Annotated in this window: 15 protein-coding genes; 8 read left to right on the forward strand and 7 right to left on the reverse strand. The window is 72.9% G+C overall.

From position 1 onward, the window contains the following. Positions 1-240: hypothetical protein (locus tag KTR66_RS08245; RefSeq protein WP_213612104.1), on the forward strand; the 240-nt coding region annotated here is incomplete at its 5' end. Beyond that, a complete protein-coding gene (locus KTR66_RS08250) occupies positions 237-1,034 on the forward strand; it encodes an enoyl-CoA hydratase-related protein (protein WP_213612105.1) in 798 nt (265 codons plus the stop codon). The genes KTR66_RS08245 and KTR66_RS08250, both read left to right, overlap by 4 nt. A gap of 275 nt (positions 1,035-1,309) precedes the next feature. Here KTR66_RS08250 and KTR66_RS08255 read toward each other — a convergent pair whose 3' ends face one another. The 4 genes from KTR66_RS08255 to KTR66_RS08270 all read right to left on the reverse strand — a co-directional run bounded on the left by KTR66_RS08255 (position 1,310) and on the right by KTR66_RS08270 (position 5,520). Then, positions 1,310-1,672: a hypothetical protein gene (locus KTR66_RS08255; RefSeq protein ID WP_213612106.1), complete on the reverse strand. Its 363-nt coding sequence runs from the start codon at positions 1,670-1,672 to the stop codon at positions 1,310-1,312. 24 nt (positions 1,673-1,696) lie between these two features. After that, positions 1,697-3,346: a pyruvate kinase gene (pyk, locus tag KTR66_RS08260; RefSeq protein ID WP_213612107.1), complete on the reverse strand. Its 1,650-nt coding sequence runs from the start codon at positions 3,344-3,346 to the stop codon at positions 1,697-1,699. Between the two features lie 59 nt (positions 3,347-3,405). Next, entirely contained in the window at positions 3,406-4,692 is a 1,287-nt protein-coding gene (locus KTR66_RS08265; RefSeq protein WP_213612108.1) for a glycerate kinase, read from the reverse strand. A 138-nt stretch (positions 4,693-4,830) separates the two neighbouring features. Then, positions 4,831-5,520 carry a GntR family transcriptional regulator gene (locus KTR66_RS08270; RefSeq protein ID WP_213612109.1) on the reverse strand — a complete coding sequence of 230 codons (690 nt, stop codon included), beginning with the start codon at positions 5,518-5,520 and terminating at the stop codon, positions 4,831-4,833. A 42-nt stretch (positions 5,521-5,562) separates the two neighbouring features. On the opposite strand from KTR66_RS08270, the gene KTR66_RS08275 reads away from it, so the two are divergent. Both KTR66_RS08275 and KTR66_RS08280 read left to right on the forward strand, forming a co-directional pair. Continuing rightward, positions 5,563-6,636, forward strand: a complete 1,074-nt coding sequence (locus KTR66_RS08275) for a tartrate dehydrogenase (RefSeq protein WP_213612110.1) — start codon at positions 5,563-5,565, stop codon at positions 6,634-6,636. Positions 6,637-6,658: 22 nt separating this feature from the next. Beyond that, complete coding sequence (locus KTR66_RS08280; RefSeq protein ID WP_213612111.1) at positions 6,659-7,621, forward strand: tripartite tricarboxylate transporter substrate binding protein; 963 nt, start codon at positions 6,659-6,661, stop codon at positions 7,619-7,621. Positions 7,622-7,675: 54 nt separating this feature from the next. Here KTR66_RS08280 and KTR66_RS08285 read toward each other — a convergent pair whose 3' ends face one another. Next, positions 7,676-8,845, reverse strand: a complete 1,170-nt coding sequence (locus tag KTR66_RS08285; RefSeq protein ID WP_213612112.1) for an aminotransferase class I/II-fold pyridoxal phosphate-dependent enzyme — start codon at positions 8,843-8,845, stop codon at positions 7,676-7,678. Next, on the reverse strand, positions 8,842-10,311 hold the full coding sequence (locus KTR66_RS08290) for a gamma-glutamyltransferase (protein ID WP_213612113.1): 1,470 nt from the start codon (positions 10,309-10,311) through the stop codon (positions 8,842-8,844). Before KTR66_RS08290 ends, KTR66_RS08285 begins: the two co-directional genes overlap by 4 nt. A 178-nt stretch (positions 10,312-10,489) precedes the next feature. Between KTR66_RS08290 and KTR66_RS08295 the strand changes: the two genes are divergently transcribed. Together KTR66_RS08295 and hmgA are read left to right on the forward strand one after the other, a co-directional pair. Beyond that, positions 10,490-11,236: a DsbA family protein gene (locus KTR66_RS08295; protein ID WP_213612114.1), complete on the forward strand. Its 747-nt coding sequence runs from the start codon at positions 10,490-10,492 to the stop codon at positions 11,234-11,236. Between the two features lie 5 nt (positions 11,237-11,241). Then, positions 11,242-12,543: a homogentisate 1,2-dioxygenase gene (hmgA, locus tag KTR66_RS08300; protein WP_213612115.1), complete on the forward strand. Its 1,302-nt coding sequence runs from the start codon at positions 11,242-11,244 to the stop codon at positions 12,541-12,543. Between the two features lie 390 nt (positions 12,544-12,933). Here hmgA and KTR66_RS25250 read toward each other — a convergent pair whose 3' ends face one another. Then, entirely contained in the window at positions 12,934-15,027 is a 2,094-nt protein-coding gene (locus KTR66_RS25250; protein WP_213612116.1) for an ATP-binding protein, read from the reverse strand. A gap of 156 nt (positions 15,028-15,183) precedes the next feature. Here KTR66_RS25250 and KTR66_RS08310 point away from each other — a divergent pair, with 156 nt between their 5' ends. Continuing rightward, a complete protein-coding gene (locus tag KTR66_RS08310; protein ID WP_213612117.1) occupies positions 15,184-16,422 on the forward strand; it encodes a hybrid sensor histidine kinase/response regulator in 1,239 nt (412 codons plus the stop codon). Then, a complete protein-coding gene (locus KTR66_RS25255; protein ID WP_213612118.1) occupies positions 16,419-18,515 on the forward strand; it encodes an ATP-binding protein in 2,097 nt (698 codons plus the stop codon). Before KTR66_RS08310 ends, KTR66_RS25255 begins: the two co-directional genes overlap by 4 nt. Positions 18,516-18,531: the final 16 nt, after the last annotated feature.

Raw genomic sequence — 18,531 nt, forward strand, 5'->3', positions numbered from 1 at the left:
GCGCCTGAGCCGGCGGAGGCCGCACCGGTCGCCGAGGCGCCCGCCGCGGAAGCACCCGCCGAGCCCGTGGCCCCGGCCCCCGAGCCCGCCCCGGCCGCCGCCGCCGAGCCCATGCCGGAACCGGCCCCCGAGCCGGCACCCGCCCCGCCTGAGCCGGTGATCGGCCCGGCCATCCTCCCCAAGACGGTCGAGGAAGTGGCCGCCGCCGCACCGCGTCGTGGCGGCTGGTGGAAGCGGTGAGCCAGGCCGAACCTCCGGTCCTCGTCCGCCGCGAGGGCCCGGTGGTTCACGTCACGCTGAACCGCCCCGCCCGCCGCAACGCCATCGGCGGCGGGATGGGCGAGGCGCTGGACGAATTGCTGGACGAGCTGCGCGGCCATGCCACGGCGCGCGTGGTCGTGCTGCGCGGCGCGGGCGGCCATTTCTGCGCGGGGCTCGACCTCACGGAGGTCGTCACCGGCACGCCGGAGGAGCGGCTGGCCGCCATGCAGGCCCGCAACCGCCGCCTGGGCGCGCGCTATGAGGAGTTCTCCCTCCTGCCGCAGGTGGTGATCGCGGCCGTCGAGGGCGCCGCGCATGCCGGCGGCCTGGGCTTCCTCTGCAGCGCCGACATCGCCTTTGCCAGCGCCGATGCGCGATTCGCGGCCCCCGAAGCGCGGCGCGGCCTGGTGCCCGCCCAGATCCTCCCCTGGCTTGCCCGCCGCATGGGCCGCCCCAATGCGGCGCGGATGGTGCTGGAAGGCGGCGTGATCACCGCAGCCGAAGCCGCCCGCCGTGGCCTGGTGCATGAGGTGGCGGCCGATCGCGCTGGCCTCGACGCCCTGGTCGAGGCCAGCATCGCACAGGTGCTGGAGGGTGCCCCCGGCGCGCTGGCCGAGACGAAGAAGCTGCTCGCGGCCTTGGGCCCGCTCTCGCCCGAGGGCTATGCCGAAGCCGGCGCCGCCGCCTTCGGCCGCACCGCAGCCGGCCCCGAGGCGACGGAAGGCATCGCCGCCTTCCGCGAGAAGCGCAAGCCGGGCTGGTCCGTGGGGTAGGACGGGCCGTCCGCACCGCCCTCAAGGCGCGACCCGCCCCCGGAGAATCCGGCCGCACGGCGGCCGGCGCGCCCAGACCACCCCGACCGCCAGCGCACCCGTCGCGCGGCGAAGCCAAGCACGCGGAGCGCGCGCGTCGTGCCGAAGGCGCGCCTCCGGCGCGACGCGCCTGAGGGCGTTCACAATCCCATCCGGCCGCACGGCGGCCGGCGCCGCCCAACTGACCTGATGGCCCGGCGCACCCGTCGCGCGGCGAAGCCAAGCACGCGGCAAAATCACCTCGGCGTTGCGGTCTCGGTCCCGGCGGCGAAGGCACCGATCGTGGTCCATTGGCCCACCAGCTGCCCGTTCGGGCGCAGCTCATAGACGCCCATGCTCGGGGTGCTGCCCTGGCCCAGGCTGAAGGCGGTCGCGAAGCTCAGGCCGCTCACCATCCCCACCCCCTCGATCACATCCGGCCCGATGGTCCATTGCAGGCGGAAGCTGAGCAGGCCGATCTGCTCCAGCACCAGCGTGCCGGTATAGGCGGTGCCATCCGGATTCGTGCCCGTGACGTCATAGGTGCCGCTGCGCTGCGCCTGGGCAGGCGCGGCAGCCAGCGAGAGGGCGAGGCCGGCGGCCAGGAAGATACGCGTCATCAGGCTCGTCTCCGTTGGGGCGGCTCACTTCACCGTGGCCACCCTGAGCGCATTGGTCGTGCCCGGTGTGCCAAAGGGCACGCCCGCTGTCACCACCAGTTCCTCGCCGAGACGCGCGAAACCCTCCTGCTGCGCGGCCCGGCTGGCGCGGGCCACCATCTCCGTCATGGAATGGATGTCCTGCACCACCAGCGGATGCACCCCCCAGACCACGCCGAGCCGCCGGGCCGAGCTGAGCTCGGGCGTCAGGCCGAGGATGGGGCAGTCCGGCCGCTCCCGCGCCACGCGCAGCGTGGTGGAGGCGGTGCTGGTGAAGGTCGCGATCACCTGGGCATGCACCGTATGCGCCACCTGCGCGGCGGCGGCCGCGATGGCGCCGGCGCTGGAGGGCTCGGGCGCCGGGCGGTTCGCGTCCGTCTGGGCGCGCCAGCCCGGGTCCTGCTCCACCCGGCCGACGATGCGGTCCATGATGTTCACGGCTTCCAGCGGGTATTGCCCGGCCGCCGTCTCGGCCGAGAGCATCACCGCATCCGCGCCGTCGAACACGGCGTTGGAGACGTCGCTTGCCTCGGCCCGCGTGGGCGAGGGGGCGGTGATCATGCTCTCCAGCATCTGGGTGGCCACCACCACCGGCTTGCCGAGCTGCCGGGCGGCGCGGACGATGCGCTTCTGCACCAGCGGCACCTCCTCCGGCGGCATCTCCACGCCGAGATCGCCGCGCGCCACCATCACGCAGTCGCAGAGCTCCAGGATGCCATCCAGGTTCTCGACCGCCTGGGGCTTCTCCATCTTCACCATGATCCAGGCGCGGCCATCGGCGATCGCCTTGGCTTCGGCCACATCCTCCGGCCGCTGCACGAAGGAGAGGCCGATATATTCGATGCCGAGCGGCAGCACGAAATCGAGATCCGCCCGGTCCTTCTCGGTCAGCGCCGGGATGGGCAGGGCCACATCGGGCACGTTCACGCCCTTGCGATCGGACAGCGCGCCACCGACGACGACCTCGGTCTCCAGATGGTCGTTCTCCACCTGGCGCACCACGCGCAGCTTCAGCTTGCCGTCATCCAGCAGCAGCGTCGTGCCGATCCGCGCCGCGCTGATGATCTCGGGGTGCGGCAGGTTGACGCGCTTCACATCGCCCGGCGTCGGGTTGAGGTCGAGGCGGAAGCGTGCCCCGGTGGCGAGCTGCACCCGCCCGGCCGCGAACTTGCCGACGCGCAGCTTGGGCCCCTGCACATCGGCCAGGATGCCGATGGGCCGGCCGGTCTTGCGCTCCACCTCGCGGATCATGGCGATGCGCGCGGCGTGGTCCTCATGGCTGCCATGGCTGAAATTGAGCCGGAACACATCCGCGCCCTGGCGGAACAGCTTCTCGATCATCTCCACCGTGGCGCTGGCCGGGCCAAGGGTGGCGATGATCTTGGTGCGGCGGTGGCGGCGCAGCGCGATGCGGGGGGCCATGCGGGGCATTCCTTCGGGGGCCGGGGCGGGCTTGGCGCCCGGCGCGGCCAGCCGCTCAGGCGGCAGGTTGAAGAGACGCGCGATGTCGGCCACGCGATCCGGCGGGATGCGCTTCCATTGGCTGACGGCGGCGGTGGAGATGTTCAGCGCGGCGGCGATCCGGGTGACGGCGCCGCGGCGGGCGAGGATATCCTCGAGGGTGGGGTCACGCATGGGCTTAACTTACACAAGTTAAGACCCGACGCCAATGACGCTTTCGTTGCTTAGCGTTGCTAAGTCACCAGGATCGCCCGCACATCATTCACATTGGTCAGGGTCGGCCCGGGCGTCAGCAGCCCCTCGGCCGCGGCGAAGACATCGAGGCTGCGATGCGCCGCCAGCAGCCCCTGCGGGTCGAGCCCCTTGGCCCGCGCCGCCGCCAGCGTGCCCGGCCCGGCGATGGCGCCGGCATGCTCCGACTTGCCGTCGATCCCGTCCGTATCGGCACACATCGCCCAGATGCCCGGCGCGGCGTTCAGCGCCAGCGTGATGCCCAGCAGGCATTCCGTGTTGCGCCCGCCCGCCCCCTGCGTGCCCTTGGCCAGCGTCACCGTGCATTCGCCCCCCGAGAGCAGCAGGCAGGGCGCCGGGATCGGCAGGCCATGCGCCGCCACGCTGCGCGCCATGCCGCCCAGCACCGTGCCGACATGCCGCGCCTCGCCCTCCAGCGCATCGCCCAGGATGAGGGGGGTGAGGCCCATGCCCCGCGCCGCCTCGGCCATGGCCTGCAGCGCCATCATGGGTGTGGCGATCATCCGGAACTCGGCCCGCTTGAGGCGCGCATCTCCCGGCTTGGGCGATTCCTCCGCACCCGCCGCCAGATGCGCCGCCACGGAAGGCGGCAATTCCATCCCGTAGCGGGCGACGATCGCCCGCGCCTCGGCGAAGCTCGTCGGGTCCGCGACCGTGGGGCCGGAGGCGATCACCTCCGGGTCATCCCCCGGCACGTCGGAGATCGCGAGCGTCACCACCCGCGCCGGATGCGCCGCCGCCGCCAGCCTTCCGCCCGAAAAGGCCGAGAGATGCTTGCGGATGCAGTTCATCTCGCCGATCACCGCGCCCGAGGCGAGCAGCGCCTGGTTGGTCGCGATCAGGTCTTCCAGCGAAAGCCCCGGCGCCGGCAGGGTGGAGAGCGAGGAACCGCCGCCCGAGATCAGCGCCAGCACGAGGTCGTCCGGCGTCAGCCCCTGGACCATCGCCAGCATCTCGGCCGCCGCCGCGGCGCCCCCGGCATCCGGCGTCGGGTGCTTGCCGTAGCGCAGCGCGATCCGCTGCAGCGGCAGCCCCGCGCCATGCGGCGCGATGACCAGGCCGGTCAGCGGCACATCCGCCCAGGCCGCCTCGACCGCCTGCGCCATCTTCGCCGCGGCCTTGCCCACGCCCACCACGATGACGCGGCCCTGCCTCGGCACCTCCGGCAGATGCGCGGCCAGCACGGCCAGCGGATCGGCCGCGCGCACGCCGGCGGCGTAGAGGTCGCGCAAAGCCTGGGTGGCGGTGGTGTCGGTCCAATGGGTCATGGGCGTGTCCTTTGCGCCATCATGGCGGGAAAGCGGGAGAAGAACAGGCCTCCGGCGGCTGGGGGCACGGCCCCCAGACCCCTTCCATGGAATGGGGTCCGGGGCCTGAGGCCCCGGCCGCCGGAGGCCCTTTCTCATTCACCCCCTCAACACTGACAGGATCTCGGCACTCGCCCGCGCGCGATGCCGGGCCGTGGCGGCCCGTGCGGCTTCGGAATCGCCGGCGCGCAGCGCGGCCAGAATGGCACCATGCTCCTCGGCCGAAAGCACGGGCTCCGGCCGGCGGGCCGCCGTGAGCGCCCGGGCGCGCTGCGCCTGGTCCGTCGCCGTCGCGGCCAGGCGCGCGAGCTTGGGGTTGCCGCAGCCCTCCACCAGCGCCCGATGGAAGCGATCATCCGCCGCCGCCCAGGCCGCGCGGTCGCCGGCGGCCAGCGCCTGGCCCATCTCCGCCGTGGCGCGCTCCATCGCGGCCAGCGCGGCCGGGTGTGCCTGGGCCGCCAGCAGCGCCGCCGCCGCGCCCTCCAGCGCGATCAGCACCTCATAGGTCTGGCGCAGGTCCTCGGGGTCGAGCGGCAGAACGCGCACGCCCTTGCGCGGCAGCACCTGCAGCATCCCCTCATGCTGCAAGCGCAGCGCAGCCTCATGCACCGGCGTCCGGCTCATGCCGAGCTGGTCCGCGATGGCCTGCTCCGCCGTCTCCACGCCGGGCGGCAGCAGCCCCTCCAGGATGCTGGCCTTCAGCGCGGCATAGGCCGCATCCGCCAGCTTTTCCCGCGCCGGCGGCGGAGCGGCGGCGGTGACGCGCAAGGGCGGGGGCTTGACTTCCATACCACCTTCCATACCAGTATCCCCAGCAGAAGGAAACCGACCATGCGCACGCACAAGATCGCCGCCATTCCGGGGGACGGCATCGGCCAGGAAGTCATCCCCGCGGGCCTCGAAGTCCTGCGCGCGCTGACCGACCGCGCGGGCGATTTCCAGCTGGAGGTGGAGGAATTCCCCTGGGGCAGCGATTTCTACCGCGCCACCGGCCGCATGATGCCCGAGGACGGGCTGAAGACCCTCGAAGCCTTCGACGCGATCTATTTCGGCGCCGTGGGTGACCCGCATCTGCCCGACAGCCTCACCCTCTGGGGCCTGCGCCTCAACATCTGCCAGGGCTTCGACCAATACGCGAATATCCGCCCCACCCGCGTCCTCCCCGGCCTCGAATCCCCGCTCCGCCACCTGGCCCCCGGCGGCCTGGACTGGGTGATCGTCCGTGAGAACAGCGAGGGCGAATATGCCGGCCATGGCGGCCGCGCCCATCGCGGCCATTCGATCGAGATCGCCACCGAGACCTCGATCTTCACCCGCACGGGCGTCGAGCGGATCATGCGCACCGCCTTCCAGATCGCGCAGTCCCGCCCGCGCAAGCTGCTGACCGTCGTCACCAAGTCCAACGCGCAGCGCCACGGCATGGTCTTCTGGGACGAGATCGCCGCCGAGGTGGCGAAGGACTTCCCCGATGTGACCATGGAGAAGGAGCTGGTGGACGCCATGGCCGCCCGCATGGTCCGCAAGCCCGCCAGCATCGACACCGTGGTCGCCACCAACCTCCACGCCGACATCCTGAGCGACCTGGCCGGCGCGCTGGCCGGCTCGCTCGGCGTGGCGCCCACCGCGAATCTCGACCCCTCCCGCCATCGTCCTTCGATGTTCGAGCCCATCCATGGCTCGGCCTTCGACATCACGGGCAAGGGCATCGCCAATCCCATCGCCACCTTCTGGACCGCCTGCATGATGCTGGAGCACCTCGGCGAGAAACCCGCCGCCGCCCGCCTGATGCGCGCGATCGAGATGGCCACCGCCAAGGGCGTGCTGACGCCCGATCTCGGCGGCACGGCGACCACAAAGGACGTGACGGCGGCGGTGGTCGAGGCTATCCGTGCGGATAACCAATAATCCACTTTCGAGGAACACGTTCATGCTGACCCGCCGCGCCACGCTGGCCCTGCCTTTGCTCGCCACGCCCGCGCTGGCGCAAGGCAGCTTCCCCAACCGCCCGCTGACCATCCTGATCCCCTTCGCCGCGGGCGGCCCGACCGACATGATCGCCCGCCTCATGGCCGAGGGCATGTCCAAGGAACTCGGCCAGCCCGTCGCAGCCGAGAACGTGACCGGCGCGGGCGGCACCATCGCCGCGGCCCGCGTGGCGGCCTCCCGCCCCGATGGCCACACGCTGCTGATCCACCATATCGGCCTGGCCGCCGCCGCCACCCTCTACCGCCAGCTCCCCTTCTCCATCGAGCGCGGCCTGGCGCCGCTCGGCCTCGTCTCCCACACCGGCATGACGCTGGTGGCCCGCCCGGATTTCCCGGCGAATGACCTGCGTGGCTACATCGCGCAGCTCCGCGAGCGCGGCGATGCGCTGAACCTCGGCCATAGCGGCCTCGGCGGCTCCAACCAGCTTTGCGGCATGCTGCTGCAGCACGCGGCCGGGCGCAGCGCCACCACCATCGTCTTCCGCGGCTCGGCGCCGGCCATGACCGAGATGATGGCCGGCCGCCTCGACATCAGCTGCGAACAGGCGACCGTCGCCGCCCCCTTCGTGCGCGACAACCGCATCAAGGGCTTCGCCGTGACCCTGCCCGAGCGCATCCCGGGCCTCGACCTGCCCACCGCGCGGGAACAGGGCGTGGACCTCATCATGTCCGCCTGGCACGGCCTCTACGCCGCCGCCGGCACGCCGCCCGAAATCCAGATGCGCCTCGCCCAGGCCATGCGCGCCGCCCTGCGCGAGGAACGCCTGCGCGCCCGCTACGCCGAAACACTCACCACCGTGGCCGCCGAGAACGAAGTGAACCCGGATTTCCACGCGAGCTTCCTGGCGAGCGAAATCACGCGGCTGCGTCCGCTCATCGTCGCGGCGGGGCAATACGCGGATTGAAGAATCCAGGGCTCCGCCCTGGACCCGCCGGGGCCGAGAGGCCCCGGACCCCGGCTATCGCCCGAGCCAGCCGGACAGGCGGCCCGGGGCTTCCGCCATCGCGGCCTCATCCCCGCAATAGCTGAAGCGCAAAAACCGCGCGCCGCGCGTGCGGTCGAAATCCACGCCGGGCGTCGCCGCGATGCCGGCACCCTCCAGCATCCGCGCCGCGAATTCCACGCTGTCATTCGTCAGGTGCGAGACGTCGCACCACAGGTAGAACGCCCCATCCGCCGCCGCGATCCGGTCGAACCCGGCCCCCGGCAGCCCTTCCAGCAGGCGCGCGCGGCTGCGGGCATAGGCGGCCTTCTTCGCCTCCAATTCCGCCACGCAATCCATCGCCGCCCTTGCGGCCACCTGCGCCACATGCGGCGCCGAGATGAACATGTTCTGCGCCAGGCACTCCACCGGCCGCACCAGATCCTCCGGCAGCACCAGCCAGCCGATGCGCCAGCCCGTCATGCACCAGTATTTGCTGAAGCTGTTGACGATGACGGCACTCTCGGAAAACGCCGCGGCGCTGCTTTCCGGGACACTCCCCCAGGAGAGCCCGTGATAGATCTCGTCCGAGATCAGCCGCACCCCCTTCGCATGGCACCAGCGCGCGATCGCGGCCAGTTCCTCCGGCGCCAGCATGGTCCCGGCCGGGTTGCAGGGGCTTGCGATCACGAGACCATCCGGCAGCGGGTCGAGCGTCTCCAGCATGGCGAGGCTCGGCTGGAAGCGCGTCTCCGGCCCGCATTCCAGCAGCACCGGCTCCATGCCCAGCGCGGTCAGGATATTCGCATAGGGCGGGTAGAAGGGGGCTGCCATCGCCACCCGGTCGCCCCGGTCGAAGGCCGCCAGGAAGGCCAAGGGAAAGGCGCCCGACGCCCCCACCGTCACCGCGATGCGCGAAGCCGGCACGGAAAGCCCGTAATGATCGAGGTAATGGCGCGAAATCCGCTCGCGCAGATCGGGCAGCCCGAAGGCTTCGGTATAGCCCAGCGGCGCGCCTGATTGCAGCGCGGTCATGGCGGCGGCCACCGCCCCGGCCGGTGCGGCCGTCCCTGGCTGCCCCACCTCCATGCGGAGAATCCCCGGCGCGCCCGGGGCCAGGCTCGCGGCGCGCGCATTGGCCGCCGCGATCACATCCATCACCAGGAAGGGCGGCGCCTCCGCCCCCCGGCCGATTTTCAGGCTCACCGGTCGGTGGCGCCCATCGCGACACCCGTCCCGCGCGGATCGGACAGCGTGGTGCAGAGCGAGGGCCAGCCCGGCAGGTAGCGCGGGCACATCCCCAGCTGCGCGCGCCCCGGCTCGGGCACGATCTGCACCGCCGCCTCGGCCCCGGCATCGCGCAGCATCTGCGCCGCCATCGGCCCGGCCACCGCCATCGGCGCCCCTTCCTGGCCCGAGCCCGCCGCCGCCATGCGGAAGGCGCGGAGATTGGGGTTCCAGCCCACGGCGGCAGAGAGCAGCGGCGGCTGCACGCGGCCGATATTCGGCGCGGCCGCCATCAGGAAGCCCATGCCCGGCGCGATGCGCCCCGTGCCGAAGAGGTTGTTCATGGTGAAGGCGCAGCTCACCGCATTGCCCTCGCGGTCGAACACCATCAGCCCCGCGCTGGCCGGCAGGTTGCCCGGCAGCCCACCGGGCAGCCCGGCATCGGCGAGCAGCGCCTGAGGATCGCCCCCGCGCTGGCGCCAGGCGGCGGCGACGGCCAGTGAGCGCGCCTGCGCCTCTTCCAGCCTCTGATTCGCCTGCAGCGCCTGGAAAGCCGCGGCGGCGGCCAGCCCGCCATCGGCCGGCGGCGGCAGGAAGGCGATCCGGTCGCCCCCGCGCGCATTGACGAAGACGGGCCGCACCACCTCGGGCAGGGCCGCGCGCATCTCGCCCACGCTGATCGTGCCCACGCCGATCTGGCCCGTCGCCTCCTCGATGCGCCGCGCCAGGGCACCCTGGTGCAGATCGCCCACGCCGGCCACGCGCAGCGCCGTCAGCGTGCCGCCCAGCGCCGGGTTCTGGAACCGGTCGCCCACCGCGATGGGGCGGCCATCCGGCGTCGCGAACACCGCACGCGCCTGCGGGTCGGCAAAGAGCGGGGCCGAGACCGCCACCAGGTCATTGTAGAGCGCGCGCGACATGGGCGCGCCGAAGCGGGCCAGCTGCTCGGCCGGCGCGATGAGTTCCTCGAAGGGCCGGCTGCGCGGCATGCGCGCCTGCACGGCGAACAGCCCGCGCGCCATCAGCGGCACGGCGGCCGGTCGGTCGGCATTGGGCGGGATGCCGGCGCGCGCGCCGGGCAGGAAGACCAGCGCCTCGGGGTCGTTGCGGCGCGCGTCATAGAGGATGCAGGCGCCGCCGCCGCCCAGGCCGACGCGCGAAGGCAGCGTCACCGTCATGGTGAAGGCCGCCGCCACCGCCGCATCCGCCGCATTGCCGCCGGCCGAGAGGATGTCCCGCGCGACGGCGACCGCCACCGGCTCCTCGCCCGCCACGCCGCCCAGGAAGCCGCTCACATGCCCCGGCGTGCCCGCCGGCACGGAGGGGCCGCCCAGCAGCGAATTGGTCACGTTGCGCGTCGCCTGGCAGCCGGCGAGCGTGAGGCCGCCCAGCATCAGGGCAAGCAAACGGATCGGACGGGTGAGGGGCCGCGCGGTGTTGCTCATGCGATGGAGGCTCTGTTCCTCAAGCTGCCGGACCCTGCCGGCGGGTCACCTGGGATAGACGCCTTCGCCCCCCCAAGCAACGCCGGGCCGGTTTTTTCACCCCGGCTTCGTGACCCCGGGCGCGACGCCGCCGCCCGGATCGGCTATATCATGCGCCGGAAGAGGAGCCGGAACGGGCATGACAGAAACGACGAAGCGGCGCGGCCTGCTGGCCCTCGCCGCCCTGGTCCCGGGCGCGGCCGCCGCGCAGGGCCAGATGGGGGGCCTGACGGCCGAGCAGCGGGCCGAGGTGTTGCAGATCCTGCGCGAATCGCTCCGCCAGGACCCCTCCATCCTGCGCGACGCCCTCGCCAGCCTCGAACTCGCCGAGGAGACCGAGCGCGCCAACGCCCAGACCCGCGCCATCGCGCAGAATGCCGATGCCCTGTTCCGCGACGCGCAGGACGCGGTGAAGGGCAACCCCCAGGGCCGCGTCACCATCGTCGAGTTCTTCGACGCGCGCTGCGGCTACTGCAAGCAGCTCCATCCCACCATGGAGCAGCTGATCCAGCGCGAGCGCGACGTGCGCGTGGTGATGAAGGACCTGCCGATCCTCGGCCCCAATTCCATCGCCGCCTCCCGCGCGCTGATCGCGGCCCAGCGCCAGAACCAGTATGGCGCGCTCTATGACGCGCTGATGCGCCTGCGCGAGGAACCGACCGAACCCGTGCTGCGCCGCGAGGCCGATCGCCTGCGCCTCGACTGGGCCCGGCTGCGCCGCGACATGGACGACGCCGCCACCACCGCCCGCATCGAGCGCAACCTCGGCCTCGCCCGCGCGCTCAACATCCAGGGGACGCCCGCGCTGATCGCCGGCACCACCCTCATCCCCGGCGCGGTGGACCTCGCCACCCTCCAGCGGCTGACCGCCGCGCAGCGGAGCTGACCGCCATGGCAAACGGCTACATGAGCGGCTTCGGCAACGGCTTCGAGACGGAGGCGCTGCCCGGCGCGCTCCCCATCGGCCGCAACTCCCCCCAGCGCTGCGCCTATGGCCTCTATGCCGAGCAGCTCTCCGGCTCGCCCTTCACCGCGCCGCGCGCGACGAATGAGCGCTCCTGGCTCTACCGCATCCGCCCGACCGTGGCGCATTGGGGCCGCTTCCAGCCGATGGATGCGCGCCACTGGCGCACCGCGCCGGCGGCCGAACCGCCCATGCCGCCCGCGCCGCTGCGCTGGGATCCGCTGCCCATCCCCGCCGCCAGCCTCTCCTTCATCGAGGGCATGCACACCATCACGACGGCCGGCGATGCGGGCGCGATGGCGGGCATGGCCGCGCATGTCTATCTCGCCACCCGCTCCATGACGGATGAGGTCTTCTACAACGCCGATGGCGAGATGCTCATCGTCCCCCAGCAGGGCGCGCTTCGCCTCGTCACCGAATTCGGCGTGATCGAGGTCGCTCCGGGCGAGATCGCCGTGCTGCCGCGCGGCGTGAAGTTCCGCGCCGAGCTGCCCGACGGGCCCGCGCGCGGCTATGTCTGCGAGAATTACGGCGGCGGGCTGACGCTCCCCGAGCGCGGCCCGATCGGCGCCAATTGCCTGGCCAATCCGCGCGATTTCCTCACACCCGTCGCGGCCTATGAGGATCGCGACGCGCCCACGAAGCTGATGGTGAAGTGGGGCGGCAACCTCTGGGCGACGGAGATCGCGCATTCGCCGCTCGATGTCGTCGCCTGGCACGGCAATTACGCGCCCTACAAATACGACCTCCGGCGCTACTCGCCCGTCGGGCCCCTGCTGTTCGACCATGCGGACCCCAGCATCTTCACCGTGCTCACCTCGGCCTCCGAGACGCCGGGCACGGCGAACATCGATTTCGTGATCTTCCCCGAGCGCTGGATGGTGGCGGAAAACACCTTCCGCCCGCCCTGGTACCACATGAACGTGATGAGCGAGTTCATGGGCCTGATCTATGGCGTGTATGACGCGAAGACCGGCGGCGGCTTCGCGCCGGGCGGCTTCTCGCTGCACAACACCATGCTGCCGCACGGCCCCGACATGGACGCCTTCGAGGCCGCGAGCCGCGTCGAGCTCAAGCCGCACAAGCTGACCGGCACGCTGGCCTTCATGTTCGAGACGCGCTTCCCGCAGCGCGTGACGGCCTTCGCCGCCGGCATCGCGCAATTGCAGCAGGATTATCCGAGCTACGGCGCCGCGCTGAAGCGCAACTTCGACCCGTCAAAACCCTGAGGGCGGAGACATCCGCGCGCAAGGCGCGCGGCGCCGCCCAACAGCGCCATGGGCCCAGCGCACCCGCGGCACGGCGAAGCCAAGCGGCCGGAGGCCGCGCCCGGCGTTTGAGGGCGGAGACATCCGCGCGCAAGGCGCGCGGCGCCGCCCAACCGGGCTAATGGCCCAGCGCACCCGCGGCGCGGCGAAGCCAAGCGGCCGGAGGCCGCGCCCGGCGCCTGAGGGCGGAGACATCCGCGCGCAAGGCGCGCGGCGCCGCCCAACCGGGCTAATGGCCCAGCGCACCCGCGGCGCGGCGAAGCCAAGCGGCCGGAGGCCGCGCCCGGCGCCTGAGGGCGCCAACAAACCGGCCGCACAGCGGCCGAAGGCCGCGCCCGGCGTTTGAGGGCGTCAAGAAACCGGCCGCAGCACAGGCGCTGCGGCCGGTAGACAGAGTGTGAAGATCGCGCCCTCGGGCCCGTTGCGTGCCTCGATCGTCCCGCCCATCGCCTTGATCAGCCCGTGCGAGATGGAAAGGCCGAGGCCCGTGCCGCTCTCCGGTCCCTTGGTGGTCACGAAGGGCTCGAAGATGCGCGCCAGCACATCGGCCGGAATGCCGCCGCCGGTATCGGCCACGATGAGCGCCACGCGCTCATGCCCCAGCGGCTCCGCCGAGATGCGGATGCGCCGCGTCATGCCCAGGGGCCGGTCCCGCATGGCGTCGCGCGCATTGACCAGCAGGTTCAGCAGAGTCTGCTCGATGCCGACGGCATGGCCCATCACCACCGGCGCGGGCTCGCCCAGCGCCACCTCCACCCGCACCGCGGCCTCGCGCAGCGCGGCATCGGCCAGCGCCAGCGTCTGCCGCACGACATGCGCGAGGTCCACCGGCCGCACCGCCGCCCCCTCGGGCGTGCCGCGCGCGAAGCGGCGCAGATTCTCGATGATGTCGCTGGCATGGGAGACCTGCTCGACGATGCGGTCCAGCCGCTCCCCGACCGGCTCGCCATGCGCGGCCGAGATCTGCGCATTCTCCGCGAGCAGCGAGACGGATTGCAGCGGCTGCTTGAGTTCATGCGCGATGCCCGCCGCCATCTCGCCCAGCGAGGCGAGGCGCCCCGCCGCCGCCGCGCGCGCGGCGGCCTTCAGCTCGGCCTCCACATTCAGCAGATAACCCACCAGGTCGCCGCTGCCATCGGGGCGCAGCGTGAGGCGGCGGGCCTGGGTGCGCATGGCGCGGAGGCTGCCATCGGGCTGGATCATCTGCCAGTCCTGCGTCGCGCTGCCGTGGTGCATCACCTCGGCGAAGAACGGCGCATGGGAAATGCCGGGGGCGTAGAGCGGGCTCCAATCCTCCTGGTCGCGCAGCCGCTCCTCCGGCCATCCTGTCACCGCCTGGATGTCGCCCGCGCGGTAGATCACGCGCGAACGGCCATCGGGCGTGAAGTCGCGCAGGAAGACCACGGCCGGCAGCCCGCCCAGCAGGCGTTCGATCTCGTCGCGCCCCGCGCGCAGCGCCGCCGCCTCCTGTTGCGCCATGCGCAGCGCCTCGCGCCGATGCGCGAGGCCCAGCAGGCCGATGGCCAGGCCCAGCGCCATCACCGCGGCCAGCGCCCAGCCGATGATGACGCTGGCCGCCGCCACCTGCCCCGCCCGGGTGCGGCCGACGAAGACCATCCAGTCCGGCACCTCGGTCAGGCGCTCATAGGCGAAGGTGGTCGCCTGCCCATCCACCCGCGCGGCGGTGGTGATGCCGCGCTGCCGCCCCACCGTGCTGGCCATCAACTCGGGCGGGCCCGGCGTGCCGAGCGGCGGGCCCATGGCGCCCCGCGTGTGCATCGCGATCCGCCCCCGGCTGTCCGTGACGGTGACGAACTCCCCCTCCGCGCCCGCGAAGGGGATGATGGCCTGCAGCAGGTTCTCCGGCGCGAAGCGGAGCACCACCAGGAAGGCCACGCGCTCACCGCTCATCACCGGCGTCACCACGGCGAGGCTCTGCTGGTTGGCATGGTTGAGGAACAGGTCGGAGATCACCGGCCGCCGCTCCGCCACCGCGCGCGCCGCCGCGCGCTCCAGCGTCTCCCGCTCCGCGGGCCGCGAATGCCGCGGCAGCGGGGTGTGGAGCGGAACGTTGCTCGCCGCCAGCAACGCGAAATCGGGGGGCGGGCCGAGCAGCGCGACATCGCCATGCAGCAGTTGCGCCGTGGCGACGGCGCGGCGATGGAAGCTCGCATGATCGTCGTCGCGCAGGACCGAGGGCGCCATCGAAAGCGTGGTCATCGCCGCGGCATAGGCGGCCAGCCGCGCATCCACCGCCGCCGCGACCAGCGCCGCTGCGTCGCGCAGCCTCTCGTTCTCGGCGTTGCGAAAGCCGCGCACCGCCTCGGTCACCGCCAGGCCGGCCAGCAGCAGCAGGGGCAGCAGCGCCAGCAGCGCCAGGCCCGTCGCGCCAAGGCCCCGTGGCTGGCGCGGTGCCGTCGGCGGCATGGATGAGAGGGCAGACACGCGCGGTCAATCCCCTGGGATCGGAAGGTTTAACACGGATCATCCGCACTGGGCAGATGGCGCGTGGCGTGACTCATGCCCCCCGCTGTGATTGATTGCCCGGTGGTGAGGATCTCTCAGGCCACCGCCAGAACAAGCCCGTAGGAGGGGGAGCCCATGTCGCACGCCACCAACCCGGGCTCCGTGACCTGGGCCGATGGCACGGCGATCGGCGTTCTCGTCGTGGATGACGAGCCGGTGGTGGCCGAGCAGCTCGCCCAGGGCCTCGCCGCGCACGGCATGTGCACCGGCTTCGTCCACAACGCGACCGACGCGCTGGCCCGCCTGGATGCCGACCCCGCGATCGGCGTGGTGGTGACCGATATCCGCATGCCCGGCGGCGACGGCCTCGGCCTGGCCCAGCGCATCCTCTCCCAGCGCCCCGCCAGCGCGGCGGTCGAAGTCATCATCATCACCGGCCACGCGACGATCGAGGACGCGACGGCCGCCGTCCGCACCGGCGTCGCCGATTTCCTCCGCAAGCCCTTCCGCCTGGCCGAGGCGGTGCAGGCCGTCACCAAGGCCATGGGCCGCGTCGTCACCCAGCGCGCGCTAGCGAGCGAGCGCGCGGCGGTGAGCGACCGCCTGGCCCGCATGGAGCAGGAACGCGCCGCCCTGCAGGGCCAGATGCGCGAATTGGGCGCACGGCTGGCCGCGCAATCCGCCCCCGCCGCCGCCACCGCCGCGATCGAGCGCGACATGGCCGCCATCTCCCACGCGCTGCGCACGCCGCTCATCGCCATCTCGGGCGGGGCGGAGCTGCTGGCCCATGGCGGCCTCTCGCGGGGGGATGAGGCCGAGTATCATGACCTGCTGCGCGGCGGGGTGCAGCGTGTGGTCCAGGCGGTGGAGCTGGTCGAGGAACTCCATCGCATCGAGCGCCCGGCGAGCGACGAGGAGCCCGCCGCCGTGCCCTTGGCGCCCGCGCTGCGGGCGGCAGTGGCGGCGGCCCGCCCGCTGGCGGATGCGAAGCGCCTGCGCCTGGGCGCCACGCCCGTCCTGCCCGAGCTCGCCGCGACCGGCACCCCGTCCCGCCTGCGCCGCGCCGTCGAGCAATGCGTGCTCGCGGCCGCGGACTGGTGCGCCGAGGGCGGCGACGTGCTCGCCCTGCTCGAACCGCATGAGGAAGCCGGCGCCGGCTGGGCGCTGGTCACCCTGCTGGCCGGCCCGGCCGACGGCCTGGATACGCCGCCCCCCGGCATCGCCTTCCCCCTGGCCGGCTCGGCCCATGCGCGCACGCAGGAATCGCTGCATTTCGCCATCGCACGCCGCATCGCCGAGCAGCATGGCGGGCAGGTCACCTCCTGGAATGGCGGTCCGGGCCGCATGGCGATCCGGCTCGCCCTCCGACAGTGACGGCGGCCGCCAGCCGCCACCGGCGCGGACGGGCCTATGCGCTGCTGCTGGCCGGCCTGCTCGTGCCGGCCGCTTTCGGCTTCCTGCTGGTGCGGGGCGAGACGGCACGGCTGCGCCAGGCGGCCGAGGCCGAGAGCCTGCGCCTCGTCTCGGCGGGCGCCCAGGCCGCGACGCATGGACTGCGCCAGACGCTCGACGCCGTCACCCTCCTGCACAGCCTCACGGCCTCGCTCGCGCTCAGCCACACCGAGGCCGGCGCGCCGGAACGCCGCGTCATCGAGGGCATGCTGACCGAGGTCGCGCGGCGCGAGCGCTTCGGCATCCTGCAGGTGGCACTGATCGGCACGGATGGCCGCCTCGCCTGGTCCACCACGCCCGGCTTCACCCCCGTGGACCTCTCCGACCGCGAGCATTTCCGCGCGCAGCTGGAGGGGGCGCGCGGCGTCTTCGTCAGCGCGCCGCTGATCGGCCGCGCCTCGGGCCGCTGGAGCCTGAACATCAGCAGCGCCATCCGTGAGGCGGATGGCAGCTTCGCCGGCGTCTCCGTCGTCTCGGTGGACCCCATCCTGCTCTCCGCCAGCCTGGGCGAGCTGCAATTCGCGGCAGGCGTGACGGTCAACCTGCTGCGGGAGGACGGCGTGATCCTCGCCCGCAGCCGCGAGACGGACCAACGCCTCGGCGCGCTGCGCGGCGGACCGGACCTGCTGCGCATCAGGGGCCAGCCGGTCGGCCAGATGATCACCATCGGCCCGCTCTCGGGGCGGGAGATCTTCCTGGCCTGGCGGCAGCTGGCCGGATGGCCGCTGGCCGTGACCTTCGCCGTGGACGCCGAGGCCGCGATGCAGGATTCGGCCCGGCACGCGAAGGATCTCCATGTGCTGCTGCTGCTGGGGCTCTGCGCCCTGGCGGTCGGCGGCATGCTGCTGGTCGAGCTGCGCGCCCGCCTCGCCGCCCGTGCCGCCATGGAGGCGGCCGAAGCCTCGCGCGCCGAGACCAGCCGCCTGCTGAACGCGCTTCCGGGCGCCGCCTATCGCGGCCACCTCTCGACAGGGGGCGAGGTGACGCGGCTGCACCTCTCGCCCGCCATCGCCCGCATCACGGGCTGGCCGGTGGAACGCTTCGCCGCCGCCGGCTCCTACGGGGCCATCATCGAGGCCGAGTTCCGCCCCGAGCGGCGCGGCTTCTTCCTGCAGGTGCGCGAGGCCGGGCACGGCAGCATGGAATACCGCATCCACGGCGCCGAAGGCCCGATCTGGGTGCGCGACGATTGCCGTGTCGTCAGCACGCTGGAGGATGGCCGCGTCGAGGTGGTGGGCCTGATCACCGACATCACGGCCGAGCGCCAGCTCAAGGCGCAGGCGCTCTCTGCCGCGCGGCTGGCGACGCTGGGCGAGATGGCGGCAGGCGTGGCGCACGAGCTGAACCAGCCCTGCGCCGCCATCACCCTCGCCGCGGACCTTGCGGCGCTGGAGCTCGGCCGGGGCGACGCCGCGCACCTCGCCTCCGCCGGGCGGAGGCTGGACGAGATCGCCCGCCAGGCGCTGCGCATGCGCAGCGTGATCGACCATTTCCGCCTCTTCGCCCGCGTGGACCCGGGCGGCGAGACGGCGGTGGACTGGGCCGAGGCGGTGGCCGGCGCGCTCTCCATCGCGGGCGGCACCATGGCGGCCTCCGACGTGCGGATCGAGACGGACCTGCCCCCCGGCCTGCCCCCGGTGCGCGGCAGCCTCGTCGGGCTGGAGCAGGTGCTGGTGAACCTGCTGATCAATGCGCGCGATGCCATGGAGGAGGTGCCCGGCGAGGAGCGCCTGGTCCGCATCTCGGCCGCGGTGAAGCCGGACGGCGCCGCGGTGGTGCTGCGCCTGCGCGACCACGGCATGGGTCTGCCGCGCGCGGCGCTGGAACGCAGCTTCGAGCCCTTCTTCACCACCAAGCCGGTGGGCAAGGGCACCGGCCTCGGCCTGTCCATCGCGCATGGCACGATCACCGGCTTCGGCGGCACGATCACGCTCCGCAACCACCCGGAGGGCGGGGCGGTGGCCGAGATCCACCTGCCCCTGGCCCGCGCGCCCGCGGGCATCCTTCCCGGGTAGCCGCGCGCCGCGAAGC

Source organism: Roseococcus sp. SDR (genome assembly GCF_019083995.1).
In the GTDB taxonomy this organism is placed as follows: Bacteria; Pseudomonadota; Alphaproteobacteria; order Acetobacterales; family Acetobacteraceae; genus Roseococcus.